This window comes from Paraburkholderia sp. FT54 (genome assembly GCF_031585635.1).
Taxonomy (GTDB): domain Bacteria; phylum Pseudomonadota; class Gammaproteobacteria; order Burkholderiales; family Burkholderiaceae; genus Paraburkholderia.
Map to the genome: position 1 here is coordinate 1,190,442 of NZ_CP134195.1, position 23,228 is coordinate 1,213,669.

General features: G+C 61.6%; 18 protein-coding genes and 1 pseudogene. 12 read left to right on the top strand and 7 right to left on the bottom strand.

Annotated elements, in window-relative coordinates; translation table 11 throughout:
- The first annotated feature begins 469 nt into the window (after positions 1-469).
- On the top strand, positions 470-1,606 hold the full coding sequence (locus tag RI103_RS05585) for a hypothetical protein (RefSeq protein ID WP_310815290.1): 1,137 nt from the start codon (positions 470-472) through the stop codon (positions 1,604-1,606).
- Positions 1,607-1,920: 314 nt separating this feature from the next.
- On the opposite strand, the gene RI103_RS05595 is transcribed toward RI103_RS05585, so the two are convergent.
- Positions 1,921-3,513: an ABC transporter substrate-binding protein gene (locus tag RI103_RS05595; RefSeq protein ID WP_310814383.1), complete on the bottom strand. Its 1,593-nt coding sequence runs from the start codon at positions 3,511-3,513 to the stop codon at positions 1,921-1,923.
- A gap of 556 nt (positions 3,514-4,069) precedes the next feature.
- Between RI103_RS05595 and RI103_RS05600 the strand changes: the two genes are divergently transcribed.
- The 6 genes and pseudogenes from RI103_RS05600 to RI103_RS05625 all read left to right on the top strand — a co-directional run.
- Positions 4,070-4,261: a hypothetical protein gene (locus RI103_RS05600; protein WP_310814384.1), complete on the top strand. Its 192-nt coding sequence runs from the start codon at positions 4,070-4,072 to the stop codon at positions 4,259-4,261.
- Between the two features lie 8 nt (positions 4,262-4,269).
- Positions 4,270-4,506: a hypothetical protein gene (locus RI103_RS05605; RefSeq protein WP_310814385.1), complete on the top strand. Its 237-nt coding sequence runs from the start codon at positions 4,270-4,272 to the stop codon at positions 4,504-4,506.
- A gap of 349 nt (positions 4,507-4,855) precedes the next feature.
- Positions 4,856-6,616 carry a tetratricopeptide repeat protein gene (locus tag RI103_RS05610; RefSeq protein WP_310814386.1) on the top strand — a complete coding sequence of 587 codons (1,761 nt, stop codon included), beginning with the start codon at positions 4,856-4,858 and terminating at the stop codon, positions 6,614-6,616.
- Positions 6,617-6,729: 113 nt separating this feature from the next.
- A complete protein-coding gene (locus tag RI103_RS05615) occupies positions 6,730-8,001 on the top strand; it encodes a phosphatase PAP2 family protein (RefSeq protein ID WP_310814387.1) in 1,272 nt (423 codons plus the stop codon).
- Between the two features lie 12 nt (positions 8,002-8,013).
- Positions 8,014-10,113 (top strand): hypothetical protein, encoded by a 2,100-nt coding sequence (locus RI103_RS05620; protein WP_310814388.1) that lies wholly within the window; start codon positions 8,014-8,016, stop codon positions 10,111-10,113.
- Between the two features lie 37 nt (positions 10,114-10,150).
- Positions 10,151-10,367: pseudogene (locus tag RI103_RS05625) on the top strand (IS5/IS1182 family transposase); the annotation flags it as partial.
- 116 nt (positions 10,368-10,483) lie between these two features.
- Here RI103_RS05625 and RI103_RS05630 read toward each other — a convergent pair.
- Both RI103_RS05630 and RI103_RS05635 read right to left on the bottom strand, forming a co-directional pair.
- Positions 10,484-10,867, bottom strand: coding sequence for a DUF427 domain-containing protein (locus RI103_RS05630; RefSeq protein WP_310814389.1), 384 nt, complete (start codon positions 10,865-10,867; stop codon positions 10,484-10,486).
- Positions 10,868-11,108: 241 nt separating this feature from the next.
- Positions 11,109-12,686: an acid phosphatase gene (locus RI103_RS05635; protein WP_310814390.1), complete on the bottom strand. Its 1,578-nt coding sequence runs from the start codon at positions 12,684-12,686 to the stop codon at positions 11,109-11,111.
- Between the two features lie 249 nt (positions 12,687-12,935).
- Here RI103_RS05635 and RI103_RS05640 point away from each other — a divergent pair, with 249 nt between their 5' ends.
- Complete coding sequence (locus RI103_RS05640) at positions 12,936-14,336, top strand: cytochrome c peroxidase (protein ID WP_310814391.1); 1,401 nt, start codon at positions 12,936-12,938, stop codon at positions 14,334-14,336.
- Positions 14,337-14,384: 48 nt separating this feature from the next.
- Here RI103_RS05640 and RI103_RS05645 read toward each other — a convergent pair whose 3' ends face one another.
- The gene (locus tag RI103_RS05645) at positions 14,385-14,624 is read right to left on the bottom strand and encodes a hypothetical protein (protein ID WP_310814392.1); all 240 of its coding nucleotides are present in this window, start codon (positions 14,622-14,624) and stop codon (positions 14,385-14,387) included.
- A gap of 292 nt (positions 14,625-14,916) precedes the next feature.
- Here RI103_RS05645 and RI103_RS05650 point away from each other — a divergent pair, with 292 nt between their 5' ends.
- The gene (locus tag RI103_RS05650; RefSeq protein ID WP_310814393.1) at positions 14,917-15,306 is read left to right on the top strand and encodes an RT0821/Lpp0805 family surface protein; all 390 of its coding nucleotides are present in this window, start codon (positions 14,917-14,919) and stop codon (positions 15,304-15,306) included.
- A gap of 118 nt (positions 15,307-15,424) precedes the next feature.
- Positions 15,425-15,874, top strand: coding sequence for an NUDIX domain-containing protein (locus RI103_RS05655; RefSeq protein WP_310814394.1), 450 nt, complete (start codon positions 15,425-15,427; stop codon positions 15,872-15,874).
- Between the two features lie 39 nt (positions 15,875-15,913).
- Here the strand turns inward: RI103_RS05655 and RI103_RS05660 are convergent, their stop codons facing one another.
- Together RI103_RS05660 and RI103_RS05665 are read right to left on the bottom strand one after the other, a co-directional pair.
- Positions 15,914-16,888, bottom strand: a complete 975-nt coding sequence (locus RI103_RS05660; protein ID WP_310814395.1) for a transporter substrate-binding domain-containing protein — start codon at positions 16,886-16,888, stop codon at positions 15,914-15,916.
- A gap of 139 nt (positions 16,889-17,027) precedes the next feature.
- Positions 17,028-18,737 (bottom strand): glutamine--tRNA ligase/YqeY domain fusion protein, encoded by a 1,710-nt coding sequence (locus tag RI103_RS05665; RefSeq protein ID WP_310814396.1) that lies wholly within the window; start codon positions 18,735-18,737, stop codon positions 17,028-17,030.
- Between the two features lie 554 nt (positions 18,738-19,291).
- On the opposite strand from RI103_RS05665, the gene ggt reads away from it, so the two are divergent.
- Together ggt and RI103_RS05675 are read left to right on the top strand one after the other, a co-directional pair.
- A complete protein-coding gene (ggt, locus tag RI103_RS05670; RefSeq protein ID WP_310814397.1) occupies positions 19,292-21,031 on the top strand; it encodes a gamma-glutamyltransferase in 1,740 nt (579 codons plus the stop codon).
- A gap of 67 nt (positions 21,032-21,098) precedes the next feature.
- Positions 21,099-21,668 (top strand): alpha/beta hydrolase, encoded by a 570-nt coding sequence (locus tag RI103_RS05675; protein WP_310814398.1) that lies wholly within the window; start codon positions 21,099-21,101, stop codon positions 21,666-21,668.
- Between the two features lie 40 nt (positions 21,669-21,708).
- Here the strand turns inward: RI103_RS05675 and RI103_RS05680 are convergent, their stop codons facing one another.
- Positions 21,709-22,929: a CaiB/BaiF CoA-transferase family protein gene (locus RI103_RS05680; protein ID WP_310814399.1), complete on the bottom strand. Its 1,221-nt coding sequence runs from the start codon at positions 22,927-22,929 to the stop codon at positions 21,709-21,711.
- Between the last annotated feature and the right edge of the window lie 299 nt (positions 22,930-23,228).

The window sequence follows — 23,228 nt, forward strand, 5'->3', positions numbered from 1 at the left end:
CCGTTGCCAGCGGGTCATTCGTGATGCGTAGGCCGGAGGTTTGATTCCTCTTTCCGGCAATCGCCGAATATTCTCCAAGTCTTCTCTGGCTAATCTGACGGGGTTCTCAGGGGCACGTGTGGTCGGTTATCACAACCGTTATCGCATACGGTCACACACATGCCCTTGCTACGTATCTCCCCAATCATGTCCGTCGCACTCAAACATAGCTGGAAGAAGCCTAATAGCTCGCTTCTCTATTTCCGCCTCCACGTTCCGGACGACATTAAGCCACTGCTCATCGCCGCTGGGTCTCGCATGCCTGGAAGCCCTTCTATGTGGTCGCCCTGAAGACCTCGGACGTCAGCGGATCCGATACCCTTACGGAGGGAGCGTCTGCGTGCAGAGAGTGCGTATCCGACGGGCCCTCGTCGACCCGTAAACGTCTCTGGCGACGCATGCCGGGCGAGCGAACTCACGAATTGAAACGGTGCTCAGTTCGATCGTAGCAATTCTGATGTCCAAGCACCGGGCGGCAGTACAATTCTGGGACACCGTTCTGGATGACGTTCCAAGTCCTCAGAAACTCCGCGAAGAAACGCATATGCGCTGGATATGGACCGCTGGGGCCTTCAGCATCTTGGCTGGCTATGTCGCGATGCTTTCCGGCTGCGCAAGCATGGACCAGAAGCAGTCGGACGTCTATCGGCGCGAGAGCGGTGGCAAGCTTGAATTTTGGAGAACGGTGTCCGAAGCCTCCAAGATCCATTGGGCCTACGCCTGGGCCGCGGTTGCGGCGTATCAGGATTCAGACGACCCCAAGCGTCAGCCGCTGAAAACGAGCGCAACGTGTCCAGAGCCTCACGCATTCCTTACCCAACGGGGGTGGGTGCAGTGGAAGCAAATGCCTTCACTCGAACCGCGTGCGGGAGAAGGGTATGCGGCGGCAGCCGAGGAGATGCGCGACGTTCACCTAAGGGCGGAGATATGGTCGAATGATAAAACGAAGCAGGTTATCGTTGCATTTGGTGGTACGGCTGCCAGCAGCATGGACGACTGGAGGGCGAACTTCAGATGGTTCCTTGCGTTATCCGACTCCAAGGACGAATACACCGTATTGACCGACACCTTTGTGCCGACATTCGTCGCCGAGTATCTGCGGCTCGAGGCAAATCCTGAATGGGCGTGGCTTAAGGACGCTCATGTCGTATCCACTGGCCATTCTCTTGGCGGGGGGCTTTCACAGCGGTTCGCATACTCGTTGCGAGCAATCAGCGGTGTCCCAACCGTCAAAGAGGTCTACGCCTTCGATCCCTCGCCGGTCTCGGGAAAGCGCAGCTCTCCGAACTTTTCAGAGCAAGCTGATGGCCTCACCATCTATCGGATCTACAACCGGGGCGAGATCCTCGCCAGCTTGCGTTCCCTTGTGCGTTTCGGCAATCCAGGGGATCGAAGAAATCAGGGGCAGACATGGATCGACATCCGCTACCGTGACAACTGGAGCTGGAGGACGCTCCTTCCATCCGGCTCTGTGCACGCGCATGGCATATACGACTTGGCGTGCTTCATGGCGATGAGCCTTCCGGAAACCGACTTGCAAGCCTGTATGGGCAATGCGGATGGCTGAAGGCTTCTGGAAGCTGTCGTTGTCCGCCCGGTCCCTTGGCCGGTCGTAGTGGCTCACGCTGCCCTGTGGCTCGACCTTCAGCGCGGAAGGCCTGCGGAGTATGCAGCGGCGGCGCAGGCGGTCTGTCGAGTAGCCGGCTCAGGATGTTCGGCACCGTCTGATTGTTCGGTGCTCCATCTTCAAACGCGAACTCGACTGCCGCGAGCACCATCTGTTCGTCGTGCAACAGGTTCGAATGCTGCTCCTTCTGCACCGCAAGAGCATTGACTGTTTCGCCATTCGCTTCAACATTGCTGATGCGAGAATGTGATGTGTTACTTCAGCCCGACGCCCCAAAACCTCGTTGGTCCGAACGGATCGATCCTGAAACCGGTGATGTCGCGCGACAGCGGTTGATAGACAGTCGAATGCGCAATCGGCGTGAAAGGTACCTGGTCCTTAAAAATCGCCTGTGCCTGAAGATAGTCGGCGGTGCGAGCTTCGACGTCCGTTGTCGCACGAGCCTGTTTAATCAGGTTGTCGAACGGCCGATAGCACCACTTAGCGAAGTTGCTGCCCTGAACAGCGTCACAGCCTAGCAGCACGCCTAGCCAGTCGTCGGGATCACCGTAGTCGCCCGTCCAGCCGATAAGCAGCGCGTCGTGCTCGCCCGCTCGCGCGCGGCGAATGTACTCACCCCACTCGAACGTCACGATGCGCGCCTTGACGCCGATTTTGGCCCAGTCCGCCTGGATCATTTCGGCCATCAGCCGGGCATTCGGGTTATAGGGGCGCTGCACCGGCATTGCCCATAGATCAAGTTCAAAGCCATCAGGATAGCCCGCTTCGGCAAGTAACGCCTTCGCTTTCGCGGCATCATATGGGGCATCCTTTAAATTGTTGGCGTAGGCCCATTGAGTCGGCGGCATTGGATTCGTCGCGAGCCGCCCGCCGCCCTGATACACCGATTCAATAATGGCGCGCTTGTTAATCGTCATGTCGAGCGCGCGGCGAACTGCGAGCGTGTCAAGTGGCTTCTTTGTCGTGTTATACGCAAGATAGCCAAGATTGAAGCCTACCTGGCTCGGCAACTGCAGATTGGTATCGGTGCGAATTCCGGCGATGTCCGCAGGGCGTGGATAGCTCATGACCTGGCATTCTCCGTTGCGCAATTTTTGCAGTCGCACGGCGGGGTCGACCGTAATGGCGAAGATCAACCTACGTACCTGCACGATGCCGGCCTGCCAGTAGCCGGGATTGCCGTCAAAGCGGATCTGTGCGTCCTTCGTATAGCTGCGAAAAATAAACGGCCCGGTGCCAACGGGAAACTGGTTGATGTCGCGTGCATTGCCGTTAGCCAAAAGACTATCCGCGTATTCGCGCGAGAGTATCGACGTGAAGGGCATCGCAACTTTTTGCAGAAACGGTGCATCGACTTTCGCAAGCGTAAAACGCACGGTGTAGGGATCAGATGCTTCAATATTTGTAATGTTCGCGGCGAGGCCTAGATCACGGAAATACGGAAACACGACAGGATAAGCCTTGTGAAATGGCTGTTCCGGATCGAGCATGCGTTGATAGGTGAAGAGGACATCGTCGGCATTGAAGTCGCGCGTCGGCTTGAAATAGGCCGTGGTCTGGAACTTCACGCCGTGCCGTAGATGGAACGTGTATTGGCGTCCATCGGGCGAGATGTCCCAGCTTTCCGCAAGACCTGGTTCCACTCCCGGGCCATCTCGTTTGAATTCGACGAGCCGGTTATAGGAGGTATAAGCGGCCGCGCTTGCCTCGACACTCGTCGTGTATTGCGCCGGGTCGAAACCGGCGGGACTCGCTTCAGAGCAATAGACGATTGTTTTATCCGGCAGAGTGTCAGCGGCGCGAGTGTTCGACAAAGCACAACATCCAGCGAAAGTGAGATATAGCATCGCCATTCGAGGCCAATTGCCAAAACGCCGCGTGTGTCGTATGTGCATCTCATCACCGTTCGCTGACGACTGATGGACATTTCAAGGAAGATCTCGCGCTGAGCGACGCCCCTAAGGGAGAGACAGGACGTCGCGCAGGACGAGACCAGTATAGGCAGCAACCCTCGCGCTCACAATTCAAAAGTTCTTAAGGATTTCTTCTGCATCACTGCTCATTTATCGCTGTAGCGCCCTAAAAGTGTGCAGTGCCTGGATCTGCGTTTAACGAACGATCCGACGAGTCGACTTTGGCGCACAACGTCGCGGCAAGTCCTGCAAGCGTACAGGCGATGGCATGCGAGCTGTACCGATATGGGATGACAAGAACACGTGGATCGCAGCTGCTTCCGTTGCTCAACGCGCCAGAGGATCACTATGTACATTTTGCTTACCGGGCCGGCGCTACTTTTCCGTGAAGGCATTGCGCGTCTGCTTGGTGAGTTCGCACTAGAGGCCGAAGTGCGTCCGTGCAATTGCCTCACGTCGGACTGGCGGCGAGCGCAAACCCGATTGCGTAGTGATGGACGGCGACTGCCTGCGTCAGGCCAGCGACGAACTCGAAGCGGTACGCGACGAGCAACTCAGTAAAGCGATCAATGGCCGGCTATCGGTCGGCCGTCTGCTTGCGAATATGGACAGCAGACATGTGCGCGCTGGCGAGGTTCTGTTTCGAAAGGTGATCCAAGCGGCGAATTGTTTTACATCGTGAGGGGAGAAGTGCGCCTGAGCGATCCTGGAATCGAACTTGGTGAAGGCTCGGTTCTCGGCGAGATCGGCCTGTTTTCGCCGGAACACTGCCGCACGTCTACTGCGATCTGCCAGACCGAATGCGAACTGCGCACGGTATCGGCTGCTGATGAAACCCGCCTCTACTATCAGGAATCGGAATTCGCGATGTACCTGATCCAGCTGCTCGCCGGACGGCTCGAAGCCGACAAGGAGCGGCGCGGGTAGCATGGATCGGCCTAGCCTTCGGCCATTTGCGATCGGTTTGCTGTATTGGCGCGAACGTCATACAAACTCCGCTTGCCATTCGCACGATCAATGAGTACGGTATGTAAAGCTACTCGTTCGCTCACTTCGATCGACGACACATCGAATGCAGCGGAGTAATAGGCGAAATCGGAAAAATTATTCAAACAATCGCAAGGAAAACCGGTAGTCAGTCTCTTTCGACAAGCTCGCATTTGTAGTCGCCTCCAGGGCATCAGGTTAACGCCTGCTGGGATAACCTGCGGGAATCGTCCGGGTATTGAATAACATGAATGCGGAAGACATTGTTGCAGGCGACAACCTGCGCAGAATGGTTCGCACTATTTTGTTTGCCGATCTGGTCGAGTCATGCTGCCTCGCAGAGACCGATGAAGCGGGCACGGCGTCGCGTTGGCGCGGCTTGCGCATGGCCATTGAACATAGCATTGTTCCGAGGCACGGCGGCCGGCTGATCCGCACAGAAGGCGACGGGTTGATGATTGTCTTCGAGCAGGTGCTGGCCGCTGCGCGCTGCGCACTTGAGATTCAGCGTGCCTGCCAGTCCACGGCGTCTGACAGTGCGAGCGGCGTTGGGTCGGGCGGCGATGCGCTGCTGTTAAGGATGAGCCTGCACGAGACCGAACTGCTTGCCGACGAACGCGACGTATACGGACACGGCGTCAATCTCGCGGCGCGCCTTTACAGCCTCGCGGGCCCCGGCGAGATCGTCGTTTCGGAGCGCATCTTCGCGCAGCTTGGTGCGGGATTTGAGGACGCCGTCGAAGACCTCGGCCAATGTCATCTGAAGCACCTCACGAAACCGGTACGTGCATATCGCCTGGGCGGCGCGGGGCCGCGTCCGCTGATCCCTCCGCACACGGCGTTTGCGCCGCCGCTGTGGTCATCGATTGCGGTCATTCCGTTTGCTGCCCGCGCCATCGAGCCGACGCACTATGTGCTGGGCGAACTGATTGCCGATGAAATCATCGCCGCGCTGTCCCGCTCGTCGCACTTGAGGGTGATTTCGCGCCTGTCGACGACTGCGCTGCGCGAACAACATCTGACCGGACAGGAAGTGGGCGCGCTGCTTAACGCGCGCTACGTCGTGTCGGGTGGCTACAACACGCGAAACGGCAAGGTCGTGTTGTCGTTAGAGCTTGCCGATGCCAGGCTCGATCGCGTGGTATGGGCGCAAACGCTTTACGACAGCATCGACTCGATCGTTGCGGGCAAAAGCGAAATGGTCGACAAGATTATTCAAACAATCGGTTTCATGATCGTCGCGAACGAACTGGAACATGCGCGCTCGCATGCGCTGCCGACGCTTGAAAGCTCGACGTTGCTTCTGGCCGCCATTGCGTTGATGCATCGCGGCGTGCGCGACGAGTTCGAGCGTGCGGGTCAGATGCTCGAAGTGCTGGCCGAGCGCGGGCGTAGACAAGCGGTGCCGAACGCGTGGCTCGCGAAATGGCATGTGTTGCGTTTCAATCGCGGATGGACTAGCGATCGCCTGGGCGAGGCGCAGTACGCGCTCGATTGTGCGAAGCGCGCGCTCGATGCCGACTCGGAGTCGTCGATGGCGCTGGCGGTCGAAGGCTTTGTGCAGACAAATCTGCTTAAGCGGCTCGACGAGGGCGAGGAGCTCTACGAGCATGCGCTGCAGGTCAATCCGAATGACTCGCTCGCGTGGCTTCTGAAGGGCACCCTACACGCGTTCAAGGGAGAGGGACAGCAGGCAGTCGACTCGACTGAAAATGCGCTCGCGTTGTCGCCACTCGACCCGCTACGCAACTTTTACGAATCGCTCAGCGCGACCGCGGCGCTGTCGGCGGGTCAGTACGAGCGCGCGATCGAGCTCGCGCAGCGCGCGCTGCGCGTGGGGCGCAACAACACGTCTACGCTGCGTGCGCTTGCCATCGCGCAGTCCGAGCTGGGAATGATGGATGCCGCCCGCACGACCGTGCGCAAGGTGCTTGCCATCGAGCCGGGTCTCACAATGCGCAATTACCTGGAGCGATCGCCAAGCGCCGCGTATGCGACGGGCAGGATCTGGTCAGAAGCACTAGGACGCGCAGGGCTGCCGGCGCAGTAACGGTGAGTCGATCGAGAGGTCAACTATGGGACGCGTCGATGCAATGTACAACGCCTGACTGCGGCTCAGCTTGTTTCGATGCGGGTTAAGCCAACGGCGAAGAGGGAGACAAAATGAGCGCATTAGGAGGAGCCGGAGGAGCCGGAGGGGCTGGAGGGGCCGGAGGAGCGGGCGGCGCAGGTGGGGCGGGCGGACCCGGCGGCGCGGCGGACGGGCTAGGCGACTACGAGTTGCTGGCCGAGTCGCTCATCTCGCATCGTGACGGCATCGTCGGAGCATGGACGAACAAGCGGCTCGCGATCCAGCCCGAAGAAAATGCGGTAACAATAGGCTCGGGTTCCGCAGGTGCCGGTCACATCGACGACAACGCACAGCTGTGGCGTTGGGAACCGTGGGTGCGCGCGGCAGTTTATGACTTCGAGCTGATTTCCCATCTAGCCTTCACGTACTCGCCGGGCGCCAACGCGGGTGTGTCGCTATGGCACCGCGGGACGACCATGGACCCGGTGAAGACGGAGCCGACGTTCGAGAACCCGAAGCTGGTCGTCGAAATGTATCGTCCCACCGAGGACACCTTCGTCAAGCAGCTCACGTTCATGGATAGCTATTCCGACCTGCGCCTTGAACGTGCAAACGAAACGATCATCCAAATGGGGCCGCAAACCGCGTACTGGGCTTCCATCGTGTACCTGAGCGCGGCCCGCACGCCGAAGACACTCGAACTGCTTGACACCGTGGTGCGCTTCGCGATTGCAGTGGAAATGCGCTTCAAGCACGCGCTCGCCTGTTCGCGCGCCATCGACTATTCGCCGCAGGTGCAGCCGGATATCCCTACTCCCGGACACGGGTCTCTGCCGAGCGGTCATTCGACGCAGGCCTATATCATCGCGTATGTCATGTGGGAATTCTTCCGCACCGTGCGCCAGGCAGCGCCTCAAACACCCTCCGGCGCACTTACGGATTCTACGACGCTGCAAACCCAGTTGCTGGCCCAGGCTCGACGGGTGGCGCTCAATCGCACGATTGCGGGCGTGCACTTTCCGGTCGACAGCGCGGCCGGCCATGTGCTCGGCACGACACTCGCCGGGTATTTCGTCCATCGCTGCAAGGTCGACCCGGCGACACGGGGCACCTACACTCCTCGCACTTTCCAGGGTGAGAAGTACGACGGCGACCAGGATTTCGACCCGAACGAACCGCTCACCGCAGCGGATGCTGGCATTTCCACGCCCGTCAGTGCCACGACGACTGTGCTGAGCCATCCGCATATCCTGATTCATGCGGAAGAAGCGACCGGCACAGGGTCGAGGATTCTCGCGTGGATGTGGAATCAGGCGATCAACGAGTGGAACGGCAAGAGCATTGCCGCCGGGCGTATTCCTTGAGGGAGAGCACGCATGAGCCTGAACTGGGAGGTGGGTGAAACCAGCGGCTGGCTTCATCCTGATGTCGTCCCGCTATTCGACCCGGTGCCGCGCCTCGACCCTTATATCGTGTGGGCGGGCGCAACGGGATGCATCGAGCTCGGCGGCATTCCGCAAGGCCGGTTTCCGATTGCGATCGAACTGAAGATGGGCAACACTGCCAAGGCGCTGGGAGAACTCATCGACACCAACGGCTGGCGCGACTGGATCTGGATATCGTCGCTCTATCGCTTTCCGCCTGACGTTCTGAAAAACACGCGCTTTTGCACGGCACATGTGACAGTCGAATTCTTCAGGCATCTGTGGAGCGATTTGAGCACGCTGATCGAGCGCTTTACATTGGGTTTGCCGATCGTCTCAGGCGGCGCGCCGCGTGACGACCAGATCTCACCGGACCCGCAAGCCCTCGCATCCGGGATGTTGCACGATGGTGTCGGCACCGTTGTGATCGGCGTGTGCGACGACGGCATCGCGTTTGCACATCAGCGATTTCGTCAAGATAGCGCGGGCACAGAGACACGTTTCGAATGCTTCTGGAATCAGGACGATCCATCTAATTCGACTCCCGGTCTCGGTTACGGCCGCGAGTTGCGCAGATCGGATATCAATCAATTCATGGTGGACGCGCGGCGTGGGGGCGCCGTCGACGAGGAGGTGCTGTACAGGATGGCGAACTACGACGCGGTCGCGCGCCGCTGGGCGCACGGCACCGCTGTGATGGATCTTGCCTGCGGCGTGCAGCTGCTGCGGCCACCCGCGCGCGACAGCGAGCCGGAATATGCGCGGCCGCTCATCGGCGTGCAGTTCAGGCTACCCGGGCGCACGATGCGCGACACCTCCGGCTTGTGGCTCGAAGTGCAGGCGCTCGACGCTATCCGCTACGTCGTGTCGCGTACCCTTGACATCGTCGGCCCCAAAGGTCACGCGCTTGTCAATCTGAGCTACGGCTATATCGCGGGGCCGCACGACGGTAGTTCGTTGCTTGAATGTGCAATGGACGAACTGATGGATACGAAGGTCTGCTCGATCGTCATTCCTGCCGGCAATAGCAATCTGTCGCGCTGCCATGGCACGCTTTCGATTGCTGCGGGACAAGAAGAGAAAATGCGCTGGCGCGTGATGCCGGACTGCCTGACGCCGAGTTTCGTCGAGATATGGCTGCACGCGGCCCAGGGCGATCCAGTCGTGGAGGTGAACATCGAACTGCCGGACGGTACGAAGAGCGGCTGGATTCCCCTTAAGCGAGTCGGCAAACTGACGTTCGACGGCGACACGCTGTGCACGGTCGTGCATCGCGGACGCGGCGCGCGCGGCGACGCACACATGATCCTGGTCGCGGTCGCGCCGACCGTTTCGCATCAGCCGACCCGCAAGGTCGCGCCAGCGGGCAACTGGAACATCGGGCTGCGGAACAAATCGAAGAACAGCGGGCTGACTGTCGACGCCTGGGTGCAACGCAACGAGACGCCTGAGGGTTTTCCGATTCGCGGACGGCAGTCACGTTTCGACGACGACAACTACACGCGCTTCAACCGTTTCACGGCGGAGCAGGATTACGACGAAACGGGAACACGGAGCTGGATTCGCCGTAATAACACGCTCAACTCGATTGCAACGGGCGAGTTACCGGCTGTGATCGGGGGATGGCGCAAGAGCGATGGCACCACTGCGCCGTACTCGGCAACGGGAACCGACGCGACGACCGGCCTGAAAAACCATGTCGGGCCGGATGCGAATGCGGTGTCGGAGCGATCAGTTGTGCGTATGGGCGTCATTGCCGCCGGCACACGCAGCAGTAGCGCGATTCCATTCGAAGGCACCAGCGCCGCCTCGCCTCAGGTCGTGCGCATGCTGGCGGCGAACATGCCCGTGCCTGGCCTCAAATCGAACGTTGTCTCGTCACCCCCGAGCCTGCGCGCCGCAGTCAAAGCGCTCGCCCAGACACTCACTCCAAGGGTTGGAGGCAATGCACCGATACGCGACAAGACGTTCACTCCTGATGAACTAGCCCGTGGCAGCGCGAACCGAAACGTCGGCGCCGGAAAGATCCCGTCCAGAATCAAAGACGGTTGAGGTCCCGTCGGCTGGTGGTGAGGCTGCCTGGCGAAAGCTCCACGGACTGAAGCTGCTATCCGGCGACATGGTGGCCATCGACGGCAGCAAGTTCAAGGCCGTAAACAGCCGTGACAGGAGCTACACGTCGGGCAAGTTCGACAACCGTCAGCAGCAGATTGAGGAAAGCGTTCAACGATATCCCGACCTGATTGAAACTGCTGACCGGACCAGTCCAACAGGTTTCGATGTGAAGACCGTGCGCCTGTATTGAGTAGATCGCCATCCTGCGCCAACAGATGCGTGAACTCGAGCGCACGCCGCGCAACACAACGCGGCGCGGCGTGCGGCGGCACGGGTCGCATACTGCTTCCTCCGTGCCATGCGATTGTCACTCGGCCGGTTTCACATCAATAGAGTCCACACGGTTCGGATAGAACGCCAGATGTTGCGCGATCTCCTTCACCGCCGCATACGGCGACTCGTAAGTCCACACCGCATTAACTGTCCGCTCGCCGCCAAGGGGAATGCTGTAGTACGCGCAATCGCCCTTGTACGGGCAGTACGTCGTGTGATCGGTGCGCTCCAGCAGCGACATCTCGACGTCGTTGCGCGGAATGTAATACACCGGCGGATACGAGGCTTCGCGCAGCATGAGCGCCTTGACCGTATCCGCAATCACCTTGCCGGCGACGGTCACGACCACGCGCGCTTTGGCCGCCTCGACCGTGATCGGATGATCGGGACCGGGCACCTTGATGGTTTTTTCAGTCATGCTGTCGAACTCCTGAATGAGTGGACAAACCTGCAACGTGTGGCGCAGAGTATCGAGCCGCTATCGACGAGACGATCGCGTCATGGGTCGAAGCATACGCCGCTCATGAAAACGCGTCGGACTCCAGGGCAGACATAAAAAAGGGCAGCCGAAGCTGTCCCGTCAAAGTCTCGCCCTCAGGCGAACCGTTGCTTACCGCTTAACGTCTTCCGTCCGATCTCGAACGAGATTCGCCTTTCGCTCACTGCTTGATGTTCAACGCAGCCGTGAGGTCGCCCATCGGCTTGCTGCCGTTGCTCACCAGCGCCGCGTCGCGCGCCGCGATACCCGGCAGCGTCGGCAGCGAGAAGCGGTGCGTGATGAAACGCAGGATCGACGTGGTGTCGTACTGCGTATGATCGACAAAACCCTTCTTCGCGAACGGCGAGATGATCAGCGCCGGAATGCGCGTGCCCGGACCCCAGCGGTCGGCCTTCGGCGGCGACACGTGATCCCAGAAGCCGCCGTTTTCGTCGTACGTCACGACCACCACCATGTTGTTCCACTGCGGGCTCTTCTGCAGATGCGAGATCACGTCCGCGATGTGCTGGTCGCCCGACGCCACGTCGGTATAACCCGCATGTTCGTTCAGGTTGCCCTGCGGCTTGTAGAACGACACTTGCGGCAGCGTGCCGTTGTCGATCGCCTTGATGAACTCCGAGCCGGCCAGGCCGCCGTCGAGCAAATGCTGCGAGCGGTTCGCGGTGCCCGGTGCGAGATCGGCGAAATAGTTGAACGGCTGATGATGCGGCTGAAAGTTCGGCGCCGTCAGATTCGCACCGTAAATCACATTCGACGTGCCGTTTTGCGCCGCCGACACCGCCGCGCCCCACGCGCCGCCGTACCATGCCCACGACACCTTCGCGTTGTTCAGCAGATCGCCGATGTGCTGCTGCGTTTGCGCCGGCAGCGTGGTGGCTTGAGCCGGATCGGCGAAATTCAGGTCGCCGCCCGTCGCCGCCTTGTTGCCGCTCGGCTGATACGCCGGCTGCATCGTGTTGATCGCGTAGAAGTCAGGCGTGAGGTTGCCCGAATTCGCGTACTTGGGCGGGCCGCTCAATGCCGAAGCCGGCGAGTTGGAGGCAAGCTTCAGCGTGACGCCGTCGCTTTCCACCGACGAGATCGAGCCGGCCGCCACGCTCTTGTCCGCGTTCGGATACGTCGGCGTACACGCGCAGATCAGCCACTGGTGGTTCAGGAACGAGCCGCCGAACGCGCCCATGAAGAAGTTGTCGGCGAGCGTGTACTGCTGGGCGATCTTCCACAGCGGCAGCTTGTCGGCGTCGAGTGTGTAGTGGCCCATCACGAGGCCGCCCGAATCCGCCCATGCGGCGAACCTGTCGTTCTTGCCGCCGTTGATCTGCATCTGGTTCTCGTAGAAGCGGTGGTACAGGTCGCGCGTCGTGGCCGTGATCGGCGTGTTGAAACCCTTGGGATCGTCGATGGCGAATGGGCTGTTCGGCAGATTCGCCGTCATCGCTTGCGTGACCACCGGCGTCACGCCGGTTTGCGTCAGACCGTTCCACACCTGCGGCAGCGTCGCGAGCGGCGTGCCGTTGCGGTCCACCTGGCTGGCGCTCGCGGCCGTCACGTTCTGCAGACCGTTGGCGCCCGGGAAGTTGCCGTACAGGTTGTCGAAGCTGCGGTTTTCCGCGTAGATCACCACGACGTTCTTGATTGACGTGATGTCCGGTTCGTTGACTTTGTCACCGCCGCACGCATACAGGCTCAACGCTGCTGCGATTGCGATAGGCGTCGCGCAGATCAGTTTCTTGTTCATTTAATGTGGTTTCTCTCTCTCGCGTTGGGGACGGGTCTCGTGCGCTCCTTACACGGATGACCGCGGGCGAAAGTTTGGCAAGGCAATTTGACAGAAAGATGTAATTAATTACGAATTGCTTCTGATATGGAAATATCGTCGGCTTCATGTCTTTTAAACGACATGGGAATGAAATACGCTCGCGGACTTCACCAATCGCAAACTCACATTTTTCATATGCGGCCAGGTCTGACGGGGATTCGGAAAATCATGGCTCGGGTCGGGGCGCGGCATGGCGCCGGGCTCGCGACGACGTGCGCGCGGCGCGGGGCGGCGGTTGCGCTGACGGCCATGACCTTGACGCTCGCCGCGTGCGATGCGGGTGCGCCGGGGACGGGCGCCGTCGCAACTGCGGCGGCGAGCACGGGCACTGACTCCGGTGCGGCGCACGCGGCTGCGCCGCCGGCGGCGTCGGCCGTGAAAATGGCCGCCCATGATGCGGGCCAGTCCCGTGCGCAGGTCTACGAATCCGTACGGCAAATGACGGCGCTTGGCAAGCAACTGTTTTTCGACGCGTCGCTCTCAGGTTCGGGCAAGCTCGCTTGTGCGTCGTGCCACAATCCGGAGCATGGGTTTTCGCCGGCCAATGCGTTGTCGGTGCAGCTCGGCGGCAACGACATGCACCGTACCGGCATGCGCGCCGCGCCGACGCTGAAGTATCTGCAATCCGTGCCCGCATTCGCCGAGCACTATCACGAGTCCGATGACGAAGGCGACGAAAGCGTGGACGCGGGACCGACCGGCGGCTTGACCTGGGACGGCCGCGTCGATCGTGGCAGCGACCAGGCGCGCATTCCGCTGCTGTCGTCGTTTGAAATGGGCAGCACGCCGGCCAAAGTCAGTGCGGCGGTCAAGGCCGCGCCCTATGCCGACGCTTTCCGCGCGGCCTTCGGCGCACACATTTTCGATAGCGACGACGCCACCTTCAAAGCCGTGCTGCAAGCGCTCGAAACCTTCGAGCAGACGCCGGAAACCTTCTATCCGTATACCAGCAAGTACGACGCGTATCTGGCGGGCAAGGCACAGTTGACACAAGCCGAACTGCGCGGCCTGCAACTCTTCAACGACGAGAAAAAAGGCAATTGTGCGAGCTGCCATATCAGCCAGCGCACCATGGACGGCGCGCCGCCGCAGTTCAGCGATTTCGGTCTGATCGCGATCGGCGTGCCGCGCAATCGCGCGCTGCCGGTGAATCGCGATCCGCATTTCTACGACCTCGGCGCCTGCGGACCGGAGCGCACGGATCTGAAGGGGCGCGCCGAGTTTTGCGGGATCTTCCGCACGCCGACGCTGCGCAATGTGGCCCTGAAGAAGAGTTTCTTCCACAACGGCATTTATCATTCGCTCGATCAGGTGGTGCGCTTTTATGCCGAGCGTGACACGAATCCGGAGAAGTTCTATCCGGTTGTCAAAGGCAAGGTCCGGAAGTTCGACGATTTGCCTCAGTCGTACTGGGCCAATCTAAATACGGATCCGCCGTTCGACCGCAAGCCGGGCGACAAGCCGGCCTTGGACGAAACTGAAATCAAGGACGTGGTCGCGTTTCTGAATACGCTGACGGACGGATATAAGGCGGGAAGCGGGGCGGCGAATTCAGTGGCCGCGAGGTGAGGGAGGCAATGCGATGGCTGCTGGCGTAGCCGTTTGTTCAAGCCAAGGTTAGTTGCCGACGCTTGCCAGGAGGTAATAGCAGCCGATGAGCAGCAAAGCGAACGACAGCAGCAGAGAGGCGATGCCCACGCGCGTCAGCAGATTCGGCCAGCGTGCGCGCGGCAATGCGTCCATCCGCACGACGCGCCGCGCAAGTCCCGGATCGCGGCGGATCGCGATTGGCACGAGCGCGATACACAGCAATGCAAGCGCGATGGCAAACATTTCCAGGGCCGATAAGGTATGCATAGCGGGGCGTCTTGAGATTCTGATTAGCGCGGAGCGCAACCAAACAATCTTAAGAATAGGCACTGCTGCTCGGAATGGGAGGTGTCCTAAAATTAGGGCGCTTACATTGTCCGATCGTGCGTAGTTCAAGGAACGGCGCGCGCCGCGTTGCTATCGGTTGCAGGCTGTTCTGGCGCCAGGCCCGGCTGTTTCTCGCGGTCCCTTCGAAGGGGACATGCTATGCTTTTGGGGTCCAGATCACGAGGCGCCATGCGCGCTCGAGACCGCCGAACACTTTCGAGGAGAACCCTTCATGTCGATGCGAACCCGTGTCCTGTTTCAACTGACCGCCGGTAGCCTGTTGCTGGGTGGTGCGATCGGCGCGCAAGCTGCGAACCTCGGTTTTCTGAACGACACGCCGATCAGCTACATGAAGCAGCGCGACATCGACTCCGTCAAAAAGGCCGTCTTCTCCGCACTAAACAACAAGCAGGATGGCGAAACCACGAACTGGGTCAACGAAGGCACGGGCAACAGCGTGAAGATCGACGCTGCAATCACGATGGCCAGCACGGCCAAGGACGGCGATCGCACCTGCCGTGACGTCGGCGTCGTGCTGAGCGCCAAGGGGCAATCCATGAACCTGCGCCCGCAGTTCTGCAAGCAGGGCAGCGGCACCTGGCAATTGCAGAAAAAGCACTGAGCATGCAAGTCTTGATCGCGGCGCGCGCCGGTATGCAGTCGGCGCGGCTCGAAGCCGTGCGTGTGCGTATGCGTGCGCGTGTCGATGGGTGTTTGGGTTCGTTCGAAAAGGTGCGGCGATGAGCGCGCGGGTGATCTCGTGCGGCATCGTCTTGCTCGATCCGCACGGCCGCGTGCTGCTCGCGCACGCCACTGAAACATCGCACTGGGACATTCCGAAAGGGCACGGCGAAGAGGGCGAGGCGCCGCATATCACGGCGCTGCGTGAGATGGTCGAGGAGACCGGTATTGCCATCGAGCCTGAGCGTCTGAAAGATCTCGGCCTGTTCGTCTACCGGCGTGACAAGGATCTGCATCTGTTCGGCGCGCGTGCCACCGTCGACGAACTCGATCTGAGCGTGTGCACCTGCACGTCGCTCTTTCCGCGCCGCTCCGACGGCACGCTGATTCCCGAAATGGACGCCTACCGCTGGGCCGCGCCGGACGAAGTCGAGAAGTATGCGAGCCGCAGCCTCACCCGGCTCTTTGAGACGACGCTGTCGCTCGCGGAACTGCATCGGTCGTTATAGCGGCGGCGAGTCTGGCGGCTGCGTGGACCGCCCAACGCTTCAGTCGAGCGCGCGGTCGTTTGGATGCGCAAACAGCGCGCGATTCTGCTCCGACAGCGGAAAATTCAGATTGATGCCGTGCGGCGGAATGGGTTGCGTGAACCACTGCTTGTACAGACGCTCCGCTTCGCCGGAAGTCTGGCCACGCGTGATCACGCCATTCACGAGGGTGCGAAACGGTTCGTCGCCTTTGCGGAACATGCACGCGTAGACTTCGTAGCCAAGCGGCGTGCCGGTCACCACGAAATCGTCGGGGCGCGGATCGGTCGATTTGAAACCGTACACGATCGGCTCGTCCATCACGAAGGCCACGGCGTGGTCGTCCTTGAGCGCGTTAAAGGCCTCGGAATGATCCCGCGCGCTGGTGATGCGCATGTTCAGGTGCTTGTCGGTATTCAGGCGGCGCAACAGGCGTTCATCCGAGGTGCCCGCCGTCGTCACGACCGCTTTGCCGGCCAGATCCGAAAAATCCGTGATGCCGCTGTTCTTGCGCGCGATCATGCGCACGGCGTACTGGAAGAAACTGTTCGAGAAGGCGGCCACGTTTTCGCGTTCCACCGTGTGCGTAGTCGAGCCGCATTCCAGATCGATCTGGTTGTTCAGCAACATCGGCGTGCGGTTCGACGAGGTCACCGTGATCTCGTGCACCTTCAGTTGCGGCATGCCGAGCGTCTTCTTGATTTCGTCGACGATCTGCAGCGCGATGGTCTGCGAGTAGCCGACCGTGCCCTTGCCGTCGAAGTAGGAGAAAGGAATCGACGCTTCGCGCACGCCGAGCACCACCACGCCGTCGTCGTGAATTTTCTTCAGCGTGCCGGTGAGTTCATCCGCCTGAGCAGACCAGCCAAGCGACGCCGCGCCGAATGTGGTCAGCGCGACGAGCGCGCAACGCGCGCCATGGCCGAAACGCGCGGCGTGCGCCGTGCTTCTCGCTGTGCCCCGAGTACTCGCCCTGCGGCGGGCTGCAACTTTCATCGGACCTCCCGGACTGGCGTTTGCGGATGCCGCGCCGTCCCTGTCGATGGAACATGGTGCAACGAAACGGCGTGCATCTTTCGATCAAGACGCACGCCGTGTCCAACTTCTGATGCGCTGCAAAAAGGTGCGTTCCAGCTTACGCCGGCTTGCCCCAACTGTCGCGCAGACTGACGATGCGATTGAATACGGGCTTACCCGGCTTCGAATCGACGCGGTCGGCGACGAAATAGCCGTGGCGCTCGAACTGATAGCGCTGTTCCGGCAGCGCTTCGCGCGCGCCCGGTTCGAGGTAGGCGTTGACCACGCGCTTCGAATCCGGATTCAGCGCTTCGAGGAAATCGCGGCCGCCGGCGTCCGGTTGCGGTTCCTTGAACAGGCGGTCATAGATGCGCACTTCGGCCGGGCAGGCGCCTGCCGCGCTGACCCAATGGATGTTGCCCTTGACCTTGTAGTTGTTCGCGCCTTCGGTGCCCGATTTGCTGTCCGGGAAGTAGTTGCAATGGACCGCGACGATGTTGCCGTTCTCGTCCTTGTCCGCGCCGACGCATTCGATCACGTAGCCGTAACGCAGGCGCACCTTGTTGCCCGGGAACAGGCGGAAGTAGCCCTTCGGCGGCGTTTCGTTGTAGTCGTCGCGTTCGATCCACAGCTCGCGCGAAATTGGAAACTCGCGCACGCCCATTTCCGGATGGTGCGGATGGACCGGCGCATTGCACGGCTCGCTCACGCCTTCGGGAAAGTTGTCGATGATCAGCTTGACCGGATCGAGCACGGCAGCCGTGCGCGGCGCCTTGTCGTCCAGATCGTCGCGCAGCGCGCCTTCGAACACGCTCATGTCGATCCACGAATCGACCTTGGTCACGCCGATGCGTTCGCAGAACAACTGGATCGCTTCCGGCGTGAAGCCGCGCCGGCGCACGCCGACGATGGTCGGCATACGCGGATCGTCCCAGCCGTCCACATGGCCTTCCGTCACGAGTTGCAGCAGCTTGCGCTTGCTGGTGATCGCATAGGTCAGGTTCAGGCGCGAGAATTCGATTTGCTGCGGCAGCGGGCGCGTGAAAATGCCGGCCTCGGCGAGCTCGTTCAGAATCCAGTCGTACAGCGGACGATGGTCCTCGAACTCCAGCGTGCACAGCGAATGCGTGATGTTTTCCAGCGCGTCCGAGATGCAATGCGTGTAGTCGTACATCGGGTACACGCACCACTTGTCGCCGGTACGGTAGTGATGGGCGAAGCGAATGCGGTAGATCACCGGGTCGCGCATATTGAAGTTCGGCGACGACATGTCGATCTTCGCGCGCAGCACGTGCTCGCCTTCCTGGAACTCGCCGGCCTTCATGCGGCGGAACAGGTCGAGGTTCTCCTGCACCGACCGCTCGCGGAAGCGCGACGGCGTGCCGACTTCCGTAGCCGAGCCGCGGTTCGCGCGCATTTCTTCGGCCGACTGGCTGTCCACGTAGGCCTTGCCGCGTTCGATCAGCAGTTCGGCGAACTCGTACAGCTTGTCGTAGTAGTCGCTCGCGTAGTAAAGCTCTGACTTGCCGCCTTTTTCCCACTCGAAGCCGAGCCAGCGCACGGCGTCGATGATCGAGTCGACGTATTCGACGCTTTCCTTTTCCGGATTGGTGTCGTCAAAGCGCAGATGGCACACGCCGCCGTAGCTGCGCGCCACGCCGAAGTTCAGGCAGATGCTCTTGGCGTGACCGATATGCAGATAGCCGTTCGGCTCGGGCGGGAAGCGCGTTTCGACGCGCTGGCCCCACTTGCCGGTACGGTTGTCGTCGTCAATGATGTTGCGGATGAAATTGGATGCCGCTGGCGCGTCGTTGCGTTCGGTATTCATGCGAGAAGGTGAAAGTCTGTCGGGGGCGCGCAATGCGCCCTCTTATCCGACAATTCTACCTGACGCGTCCCGTCGCGGCAGGCGAGTGCGGCGTGCAGCCAACGTTTGAGCGGTTTCGGCGCCGATGCAGGGGCGAGGGCGGTGCTGTAACAGGAGGTAAAACGTTTTGTTGGCGCACCCGCCGTCGACTTAGGATGCGGGCGGCGCGGGTTCGTCCGCGAAGGCTGCGTGGTAATTTTGCGTGGAGTTTGCGGCGCCGCAATGAACCGTATGCACCCGCGTTCAGGCCGTGTCGCGCGGCGCCAGGCCGCTTATCGCGGAACATGAGCCCGCTGCGAGCGCGACATTGCCGTGCATGCGAGATGCATTGGCCGTCCCTTCTCGCCCCACGTGTCCGCCGCCCGATATTTTCCCGGGGCAGTGCAGCTTGCGCCACGACGCGCAGCGCATGCACTCGTCGCAGCCGTCCACGCAGGCCGCACCGCCCTTTGTCGCCTTGCACGAGCTTCTGCCGTTCGTGCACCATGGCGCCCTTAGTTGCCGGAGTTTCTCGGATGTCCGTCCCGACGCACGGCGCGCCTCGCGCGCCTTTCACTTCTCTTTGTTTGGCCCGGATCCTGACGGTGTCCGCCATGCTTGCCGCATTCACCGGCGGCATCGTCGCGCCCATGCACGCGCTCGCGAAAACGCCACCGCCCAAGGCCGTGTTCGACGCATCGGCGGTGGCCGTGCCGGACCGCTACAGCGCGGACACGGCGCAGCAGATCTTCGCCGCCGGCGGCAACGCGGTGGATGCTGCCGTCGCCATCGCTTTCACCCTGGCCGTGACCGCGCCGGATGCGGGCAACCTGGGCGGCGGCGGCTTCATGACCGTGTTCATGGACGGCAAGCCGTACTTTCTCGACTATCGCGAACGTGCGCCGCAACAGGCGACCCGCGACATGTACCTCGACGACAAGGGCAACCTGCTGCCGGGCATGAGCGCCGTCGGGCATCGCGCGGTGGGCGTGCCGGGCACGGTCGAGGGCATGTGGCAGGCGCAGCAGCGCTTCGGCAAGCTGAAATGGAAGCAAGTGCTGGCGCCCGCGATCCACTATGCTACCGACGGTTTCCAGGTCGAGCCGTGGTTGCAGCAGCGCCACGACGCGGCGGCGAAGAGCTTCGCCGGCAAGACCAACTTCGACGCCTACTTTTCCAATCTCAAGGCGGGCGTGACGTACCGGCAGCCTGAACTCGCACAGACGCTGTCGCGCATTGCGAGCGATGGCGGGCGCGAGTTCTACGAGGGCCGCACCGCGGACCTGATCGCCCAGCAGATGTACGGCCACGGTCTGATCACGAAGCAGGACCTGATTCAATACAAGGCCGTCTGGCGCCAGCCGCTCACGGCCGACTGGAACGGCTATCAGGTCGTCACCGCGCCGCCGCCGAGTTCGGGCGGCGTCGGGCTGATCCAGATGCTGAAGATGAAAGCCGATCTGAAGCAGGCGTTCGATGGGCTTGAGCTGAACTCCGTGCCGTACATCCAGCTGGTCGCGCAGATCGAGGACCGCGTGTTCGCCGATCGCCAGCAATACCTGGGCGATCCCGATGCATACAAGGTGCCGGTCGGCAAACTGACCGACGACGCCTACCTCGCGCAGCGCGCCGACGAAATCAAACCCGACGCAGTGCCGGGCGTGGCGCCGGTGAAGCCGGGCCTCGGCGACGCAGCGCTGGAGAAAGCGCAAACCACGCATTTCTCGGTGGTCGACAAGTGGGGCAATGCCGTGTCGAACACCTACACGCTGAACGGGGACTTCGGTTCGGGCGTGGTGGTTGACGGCGGCGGCTTTCTGCTGAACGACGCGATGGACGACTTCGTCACCAAGCCCGCCGGCGCGAGCAGCGCTGAAGTGAACACGGTGGCGCCGGGGCGCCGTCCACTGTCCTCGATGACTCCCACGATTTTGCTGAAGGACAACAAGGTGTCGCTCGTGATCGGCACGCCCGGCGGCTCGCGCATCCTGACATCGATTTTCCAGGTGATGACCGATCTGTATGATTTCAACATGTCGCCCACCGACGCGCTCGCCGCCATGCGTTTCCACCACCAGTTGCTGCCGCAGAAGACGATCTATTTCGAGCCGTACCGGCCGATCACAGGTGAGCTGGCCGAGCAACTGCAAGCCAAGGGTTACACGCTCGAGGGCCAGTCGTTCAACGGCGACGTGCAGATGATCCGCATCGAGGGCACGACGCCCGAGCCCGCGGCGGATCCACGCGGCGTGGGCGTGGGGCGCGTGATGCACTGACGAGGCTCGGCGGCGAGCAGAGCAAAGACAACAAACGGCAAATAAACGACCAACGACGGGGAAAGCGATGAGCGGACAAGAACGACTGAGCACATTGGTGCTGCCAGGCTACCAGAACTCCGGCGCCGGCCATTGGCAGACGCGCTGGGAAGCACTGAACCCGGCATTCGTACGCGTGCCGATGCCGGACTGGGACCACCCTGAGCGCGACGCCTGGTGCCGCACGCTCGATGCCGCCGTAGCCGCCGCCGAAGCGCCCGTGGTGTTCGCCGCGCACAGCCTCGGTTGCCTGACGACGGCTTTCTGGGCGTCGCGCTACGCGAGCGCGACGCAGCTGGCGAAGGTGGCGGGCGCATTGCTGGTCGCGCTGCCCGATCCCGCCGAGGCGCATTTTCCGCGGGACGCAAGCGGTTTTGCACCTGTGCCGCTCGAGCGGTTGCCGTTCCCGACCATTGTCGTGGCCAGCGGCGACGATCCCTACGGCGGCGTGACGTTTTCACAGACTTGTGCGAACGCGTGGGGCAGCCGCTGGATCGATCTCGGCCCGCGCGGCCATATCAATGCGGATAGCGGCCTGGGTGATTGGGACGAAGGGCGCGAGTGGCTGGAGTCGTTCGCCGCGTCAAACCGTCGCTGAATGGCGCGCGCTAAACGCAACCAGCGCGCCGCCGCCGGATCTAGATCACCGACCGCGCCCGCAACGCCGCAATCCGCGCTTCGTCATAGCCAAGCACGTCGCGCAAAATGCTCTCCGTGTGTTCCCCGAGCGTGGGCGGATGCGCCAGTGCTTCAGGCGGCGTGCCGCTCATATTGATCGGGTTGCGCACCAGCTTGACCGTGCCGCCCGACGGATGCGGCAGATCCACCCGCATCCCGCGCGCCACCACCTGCTCGTTCTCGAATACCTCGCCGAGATCGTTGATCGGTCCGCACGGCACACCTGTCGATTCGAGCGCGGCGATCCATTGCTGCTTGCCCTGAAGACGGACCATGTCCGCGAGAATCGGCACGAGGATGTCGCGGTTGCGCACACGCGCCGGGTTGGTGGCGAAGCGCTCGTCGTCCGCCAGTTCCGGGCGGCAGCCCGCTTCGACGAACTTGCGGAACTGGCCGTCATTGCCGACCGCGACGATGATCCAGCCGTCGCTCGTCTGGAAGGTCTGATACGGCACGATGTTCTGGTGCGCATTGCCCCAGCGCACCGGCGGCTGGCCGCTTGCCAGGTAGTTCGAATTCATGTTGGCGAGCATGGCCACCTGCACATCGAGCAGCGCCATGTCGATGTACTGGCCTTCGCCCGTCCGGTCACGGTGGGTGAGGGCGGTGAGCACGGCAACGGTCGAGTACATGCCGGTCATGAGATCGGCGATCGCAACGCCGGCCTTCTGCGGGCCGCCGCCCGGCTGGCCGTCGCGTTCACCGGTAATGCTCATGAAGCCGCCGATGCCTTGCACGATGAAGTCGTACCCGGCGCGCTGCGCATACGGCCCGGTCTGCCCGAAGCCGGTCACCGAGCAGTAAATGAGGTCGGGCTTCACTTCCTTGAGCGACGCGTAGTCCAGGCCGTACTTCTTCAGTTGGCCGACCTTGTAGTTCTCGAGCACCACGTCGCTCTGCGCGGCCAGTTCGCGAATGATCCGCTGGCCTTCTGGCGAGGCGATGTCGACGGTGACCGAGCGCTTGTTGCGGTTCGCCGCGAGGTAATACGCGGCCTCGCGCGTGTCTTCGCCTTGCGGCGTCTTGAGGTACGGCGGCCCCCAGTGGCGGGTGTCGTCGCCGACCTCGGGGCGTTCGATCTTGATAACGTCGGCGCCGAAATCGGCGAGAGTCTGCGCGCACCAGGGTCCGGCGAGCACGCGTGTGAGATCCAGCACGCGGATATGACTGAGAGCGCCCATATTGTTCGATGTCTCCTTCTTTGTAGCCAAGGCGGCGCACGAGGCGCTGCGGGATGGAGGCAATCTTAAGCGATTCCCGCGCGCAGGCGCAGTCGGCCGAACGGCATAGGACGAATGACGGACCCCGGAAAGTCCCGCCATGTCTCATGCTGCCCGCTCAAACCTGGCCGAACGGCCAACCATGCCGCGCGCTGCCGCGCACGGGCGCCGATCCCGTATAATCAGTCGTTTAAGAAACAAACAGTTGGCGCATCCCACGATGCCGCCGGTAACAGCCAGGGAACTGGCAAACCCGTCCC